The following is a 6,904-nucleotide window of genomic DNA, read 5'->3' as shown; positions in this document are numbered from 1 at the left end:
TTGCTAACTTGTGTATCGGAACAGACAGAAAAAAAACGTAAGGGTGGTTCTGTATCTGCTGTCATTCTCTTATCGTTTGGGATATTAAAAAGAGAGAGTACAAAAAATAAAATACGCTTGCCTTTCCCAGCAAGAGTTTCTGCTATCTTTAAGACTAGTAAGGTCTTTCTCGTCCTACACGCCATAATCAATTCGCAACAGTCTGCTTCTTTTAGAACCCCTCACAGAACAAGCTTTAAGCGCTTCTTGTTGATGATCTAAAAGCTTTTTCGGTTTTTTTTCTTAAGCGTAGCTTCTCCTTTTTCTTCAAAAGGACTCAAATCTATTTGACTGTTTTCTCAATCAAACAGATTAATCCTTTGAATCTGGATTTCTTGGACTGCAAAAATATGAGAAGCGTTATCACTCCACTCTGTTTCGAGTGCTATCGATAAGAATATGACAGGTGAGGATTTTTTTCCCACTGACTACTATAAAAACTATCAATATCTTCTTTCTTGATCTGATGATTTGTATTATAAAACTTACAATGCACCATCACTCATATTATATTTGTCCGTCTATATCACATCCAAGTTGCATCCTTGCCAAGCAGCGTTGCTATATGAGGAAAAGTCTTATTGCTATCATCTCGTCCCTCACGAGAGAACTTATTAAAATAAACCTTCATTCTAGATGCTTAAAAATAAGCTAAAAAACATGTTGTTGGAGTTTGAAATTTGAAAACTGAGCTTTGCCTCTCTAAAATGCAAACTTCCCAATCCTTTTCTGAAACTAATCGTTCACGATCTTATTCCAGAAGACCCAAAAAATCCTACAAACAGAACCAAAAATAATCAAAGTCCTCTCCAAAACTTTCAGATATCCTCGTCTTTCAGAAAAAAAACTGTCTTATATCTGCAATTTGGCTTGAGAAAAAACGGAACATCTCCACTCATACATAAAAAATGGCGAGAAGGTGAAAAAAACGCTTCCAACTTACCTCTATCTTAATATCATAAAAAAGCTACAAAACTTGCTTCCAATGAAAAACGCAAGCCAAACTCTTCGTCATGGCACACAATCTTTTTAAAGGGGCAGAAACCTTCAAGAAAAATCAACATAAAGGGCCTGCTACTGTAGTCCAATCTTGCCTATTTTTTAATTGCTAACAATACCTAGGGGCTGCTTTCTTATAGAATTAAAAGCATCTGGAGAAGGTGAAAAAGCTTCCAGAAAATGATTTAAGAAAATTTGCTCTTGCTCTTAGCTCGAAATATAAAATGTTATGATAGGCTTTTGATGAAAATGATGTTGTTTTGGGATAAAAAAGACAAACATGCGTGGAGTGGAGGCTTTGCTAGCCTTTTGTCTTAAAAGACAAAACCTAAAATGCCTATGATCGTAACGATACCCCGATTATTTGCAAAGAGTGTTTTGTAGAGGGTAAAGCATTATGTTGGTAGCAAAAAGCCTGTAAAGAGAAAATGGTTATGGCATGTAAGAATAGTGCTCTTTATTTATTATGGCTGATCCATGAGCTCTAAGATATAAATTGAGAGGGAATGGGCGGCATTAAAAGTTAAACGCGCATGGCGAGGTTTGAGATTGATTAGTTCAAAATCCTTTTTTGAGCGGCCGTGCGCTGCACCTTTCTTGTTTCTTAAATTCATAGTACCATGCACAACTTGATACAGACCGGATGTGATCATTTTTAAGTCATTTGCATCTAGATCTTGATTTTTTAAGTTTTCTTGCTTCATATCTTCGGGATGGATCTTAGCTTTCTTAACGACTTCTTCCCATAAAGCAGGCAGATTATTACGGGCGTTTTCTGCATATGGGATAGAATGGTGGTCGAGATAAGCTTTGCAAGAGGCTTCCAACAGATTTGCTGCAAATAGAACTGCCTCCCTTGGATCTTTTTCTATATTTTCTAATGCTCTATTTATTTCGATTTCTACTGCTGAAAGTTCTTTCTCTGCAATAAGTTTTTTTAGCTCTTCCATCGAGAGGAGACCAGCTTTTTGCAATTCGTGTGTGAAGGTCAGTCCCTTCTTGATAATATATCCTCCACGCTGATATTCCAATCCATCTTTCTTTAACGTTTCTAAAACTTTACGTTGATCTTCTTTAAGCTGTTGTAGCATTTGATCTTCTGATATGTCTTCAAATTCGACTAACTTATGAAACTCGCTGTCTATAAAATCACCAAGCAGGGGACCAAGGACTTCAAGCGGTTCATCGCATCTCATATTGATTGTATCTAGTCGTTTCTTAATCTTGACTTCTTCATCATCACTTCGATCCTCATGAGGAGCAGATGGTGTATAAAAAAATAAGGCATTCAAATTCTTTGGCCAATAGTACTTTGGTAATATTTGAGAGAGTATCCTAATTGTTGCAGGAGGGATTTTGTTTTTCTGAGATATTTTTTGCGGAGACGATAATTGCATTTTATGGCTTTATAATATCAAAAAGTGGTGTGTGGAGTGGTTTTTAGAGTATGATTTTATTGCTTGACCTTGCATAGAAAGTCGCGCAACAATTTTGTGGCTTATATAAGATTTGTGAAAGAGAAATGCCATATTGTGTTTTAATTTTTTCTCTTTTCATTGTTATAACAGTGAAGGGGGTGGATAATGTGTGATAATTCGAAAAATATAGAATGAGAATAGAAGTATAATTTTGTATTATCGTAACTGCAATAACATTCTTTATTGGCAGATTGTTTATTGGAGATGAGAAGCAGGCAATGCGCATAATCTCTGACATGACAATAAGGAAGGTTTTGTGACAAGAATTTCAACAGTGGTATGTTACCAAATGTTGTGTGTGTTTTTTGCTTGTCAGAAAGAGTAGATGGCGCTCTTTGTTCGCATAACCGGTAGAGAGTAATGAGTGGGCAGGGGATTGGTTTACCAATTTCGTTTATTCCGTTAAAGCTTACGGTTTTCTATAAAAAGGCTGTTTTCATGATATCCGCTGTTAATCTCGCGTATTTGGTCGTGATGGAAATATACACGTTTATCGTGCCTGTAAGGGAGCTTGAAGCAATGAAGTTATGTGTAAAAGAGTTCTGAAAAGCTTCTTTTGTCCGTAAATTTTATAAGGAAAATCTAAAGGCAGGAAAATGTTAGAGAAATCTCAGAGCACACTGTAAAAGTAAAAAACAGCCTTTTTAGAGATGGTTTGCTGTCTGTCATCGTGCATCATGATTTTCAATATTTTTAAAAATTTTCCCCTCAATGAGAGAAGGCTTTTTTATTAAAGAGGGGTAGATTTCTGTTGACAGTTCACAATGGAATGGAGAGAGATGCTGCTTTATCAGATGTTTTTGTCGCTTCATCTTCATTTGAACCTGTTGCGGTTATGCAAGCATAGCAATTCAATGAGGTTTAAATGAGATGAATAACATCGCCAAGTTTGCAGCACGTTGCTATTTTCTACATCGCGATGCGTGGCAGAAGATGATCAGCATTTGGGGGGGGCGGGCGCGCGGGATGCCATATTCTATGCTGGTGCTGTAGGGGTGTCTGTTAGCGTGTTTATGGGACTATTCCGCATTGAAATGGGTGCTTAATTTCGTGGATATTTGCAAAGATACCAACAGAGAATCCCATATTTCAAGAGGTTTTGAGAGGTGTCCAAGAGCACAAAGCAAGTATGATGTTGATAAACACCGCATGTTATTGGAGATGGCCAAATTTTAGAGCTTAAGGAGCTTGTCGGTTTAGTGTCCTTTCATAAAAATGATGAAGGCTGTGGTCAAGGTTTCAGTGTGTTGGTTTCTCGAAAAGTGGTAAACTGCTCTATGATATTATATGTCGTTGCAAATGTTATTGAGAAGGCGTTCAAACAAAGCATATCATAAATCGGAGCCCTTTTCTTTATGCGACAAGGAGAATGCAAGGCAAAACAGTAAAAATGCAGCGATAGAGAATATAAAGAATATGAGATATGTTTGGTTTAAGGACAGATATTCTTCTGTCAGCGAATGGATCAAAAATCCAGCGAATACACCCCCCAAGGCTCCGCCTATTTGCTGTAATATGCGTGTGATAACTGCTGTATCTTTGACGTATAAGCTGTTGACATATTGGATAGGGGCGGAAAGGCAGACAATGGTGGTGATGCCAAGCCCTATGCCTCTTAGCAAGAATCCAAGCCCATCCATGCTTATATTATAGCCGAAGCATAATAATCCAAAGCTTGATATCACCAAACCAATTCCTATCATGAAAAAGGGAGTTTTTTCTTTCCATTTTTGGTAAATAAATTTCCTTCCGATCCATGCACCTACCCCTTGTAGAGCAAGGACTGCGCCGATGATGAGAAGGCTATTTTCATGGGCTTTTTCCATGGCAACGGCTAAAGGAAAATAAACGAGGAAGCTATAAAAAAGAAATGAAGAAACAAGCCCCATGATCATGAGTAATGTGTAGCGCGCATTTTGAAATCCGCTAAAGACGATTAATTTGTTTTTTGCTTTCTGATTAGAAACAATGAACAATATGAGAGATATCATCGCTATAAGTGCTAGGATATATACGGAGGTGTTGTTCTTTATATTTCTGGCTTCTGTGAGATAGAAAAACGAAATAAGCGATATGAAAAATGCTAAAAATGCAAATAAGTTAAATTTTGTTTTTGTTGTTTCGTTGCTCTTTAAATGTTTTGCTCCAATGGTGAGTGCCAATAAAATAAGCGGAATATTGATAAAAAATAACAAACGCCAAGACACATACTGAGCAAGCGAGGCGCCTACCAGCGGACCAAAGGCAGGAGCGAAAACTGTTGGTACGGCTATGGTGCCCATGGCTTGGCGCACTCGTGTCTGTCCAAATTGTAAGGCAATGATGGTTTGGCTAAGGGGTAGCAAAAGACCGGTCCCGAAACCTTGAACGATACGGGCAGATATAATAGTTGGAAAACTATAGCTTAATCCTACCCCCAGTGATCCAAGCATAAAAATGAAGCTTGCAAGAAACCAAGTGCTTTTGATACCTATTCTTCCTTGCACAAAAGCGGACATTAGCAGCCCTGGAACGGTGGCAAGAAAATAGGATGTTACAACCCATTGTATATTATTTTCTCCGACTGAAAAATAATGCGCAAGGTTAGGAAGGATGACATTGACAATGCTCCCGTCCAGCAGAGGAAGTATGCTGGAAATAATGACGGTATATATGACATACCTTTCTGTTTTTGTATAGGAATCTCTCTTTTGCATTATTATGCCCCCTGTTGATATTCTTTAAAATATTGTCCCCGCCCCATTCACAGACTTTTAAAAATTAACATGTGTTTGTGATGGCTGTGGTTTTGATATTGGGATGAATGTGATTGGAAGCGCTGATGGTCCCCTTGTATACAATCCCTCTTCCTCCAAAATGAAGCCATCAGTTAAGTTGATCTCAATGAGTTTATCGAGGAGTCTATTCGCCGTCAACTCTATCTGCATAAGAGCAAAAGCGGAACCTAGACAAATGTATATGCTTTCTCCATTTACATTTATTATTTAATATGGAAAATGCTTTAAAAGCTTTATAAATCAAATTATTGACTGAAAAATTCAATGTGTGTTTATGTATCATTTTTTATAATTAAATGATTGTTTGGGGGCAAATGTATTCTCAATAGTTTACAATTTTCTTTTCTTAAATGTGCAGCCTTTTCTGGAAAAGGTTCGACGATCTCTTAATCATTTAATAAAAATTAAAATCGGTTATAAGGAAGAGCTTGTAAATTATATAGTAGGAAAAAGTTGCATTTTATAAACAACAGGGGAGGGTTGTTTCCATAGCCCAAACATTTTTTCAAGTTGTTATGGTATCTTTTTGAAGTGCTTGATCGATAAAAGTTTCATAATTATCAGAAACAATATATTGGGTATTTTCTCCTAAAGCTTTGAAATGTTCACGACCGCAATGGATTTTCGCTTTTTCCAGATCGTGCAACATGTTTTCGAAAATACTTCTGCTTTCCACAATAAAATACAGTTTTTCTTGCCCATCTTTTACTTCAATAGAGGCAACTTCAATCTGCTTTATAGACTTTTGTTCATAAGCATCAATAGAATCGAGCTTATATAGCATGTTGTGTTTATCAAGATGAAATTGTTTATGTAGGTTTCTTGTATTGAAAGCAATAGTAAGATTTTTGATCTCTGTATAAAAATATTTACAAAAAAAATTAATAACGCATGATTATAGAATTTGGTTCTTTGTTTGAAGCGTGTAAAGTTAAATCGTTGTTTATTCATAGATTTTGTGTTCACTATTTATTTGATACATTTAATCTAAAATGTAAATTGTGTTCGTATACTCAAACTAAAGTACTGGTATTGAGGCGGTGAGCGTGTCGCGTTGTTGAGAATAGATAATTTGGTAGGCTGGTATTTCCTTTGTACCAGAGGAATTTCACCTTATTCTCTCATATTATGTGTGGATGAAATGTTAACCGCATAATGCTCCCTCTTACATGAGATGTAAGATTGATATGCTTTCCATATTAAGAAAAGTTGTTGATTGTGTAGGAATATTTTTCTGCGAAATTCGTTTTGCTTAAATGGCAAAAATAGAGCAATAGTTGCATATTTATTGCGCTGTAACGCATATATATAATCGATGGAGTCAACATTTCATCTAAGAAATTTTTTAAAGAAAAAACATAAGTAAATAGAATTGTTGAAAAAAATCTTTTATTTTTAAGCTTGTTTCTCGTGATTATAAAAGCTTTACGTGGATGTCGAAAAATTTGGTTGTGTTGAAAAGCATGAAAAATCAAGGAAATTTTGCAAAAAAGCTGCACTATGCGTGCAGCTTTTTTTGTGTTTGCTTTAGAGATAGACGTTTTAAAGCATGAAAGTATCCTTACGGCTTCTGTAACCATAGTAGCCAAAAACACTGGAAATAATGGCACC

Annotated in this window: 4 protein-coding genes and 1 pseudogene; 1 reads left to right on the top strand and 4 read right to left on the bottom strand. The window is 36.3% G+C overall.

Features of this window, described 5'->3' with window-relative positions:
* A pseudogene (locus ACFIKJ_RS08375) lies at positions 1 to 535 on the bottom strand (DEAD/DEAH box helicase family protein); the annotation flags it as partial.
* 967 nt (positions 536 to 1,502) lie between these two features.
* Positions 1,503 to 2,435 (bottom strand): abortive infection family protein, encoded by a 933-nt coding sequence (locus ACFIKJ_RS08370; protein WP_375670472.1) that lies wholly within the window; start codon positions 2,433 to 2,435, stop codon positions 1,503 to 1,505.
* Between the two features lie 1,004 nt (positions 2,436 to 3,439).
* Between ACFIKJ_RS08370 and ACFIKJ_RS08365 the strand changes: the two genes are divergently transcribed.
* Positions 3,440 to 3,562 carry a hypothetical protein gene (locus ACFIKJ_RS08365; RefSeq protein WP_375627500.1) on the top strand — a complete coding sequence of 41 codons (123 nt, stop codon included), beginning with the start codon at positions 3,440 to 3,442 and terminating at the stop codon, positions 3,560 to 3,562.
* Between the two features lie 285 nt (positions 3,563 to 3,847).
* Here ACFIKJ_RS08365 and ACFIKJ_RS08360 read toward each other — a convergent pair whose 3' ends face one another.
* Together ACFIKJ_RS08360 and ACFIKJ_RS08355 are read right to left on the bottom strand one after the other, a co-directional pair.
* The gene (locus tag ACFIKJ_RS08360) at positions 3,848 to 5,212 is read right to left on the bottom strand and encodes an MFS transporter (RefSeq protein WP_375670471.1); all 1,365 of its coding nucleotides are present in this window, start codon (positions 5,210 to 5,212) and stop codon (positions 3,848 to 3,850) included.
* 586 nt (positions 5,213 to 5,798) lie between these two features.
* Positions 5,799 to 6,077 carry a hypothetical protein gene (locus tag ACFIKJ_RS08355; RefSeq protein WP_375652101.1) on the bottom strand — a complete coding sequence of 93 codons (279 nt, stop codon included), beginning with the start codon at positions 6,075 to 6,077 and terminating at the stop codon, positions 5,799 to 5,801.
* Positions 6,078 to 6,904 lie beyond the last annotated feature (827 nt).

This window comes from Bartonella sp. PS7NMGDW (assembly GCF_042193585.1).
In the GTDB taxonomy this organism is placed as follows: domain Bacteria; phylum Pseudomonadota; class Alphaproteobacteria; order Rhizobiales; family Rhizobiaceae; genus Bartonella; species Bartonella grahamii.
This window is presented reverse-complemented; position numbering and strand designations above follow the sequence as displayed.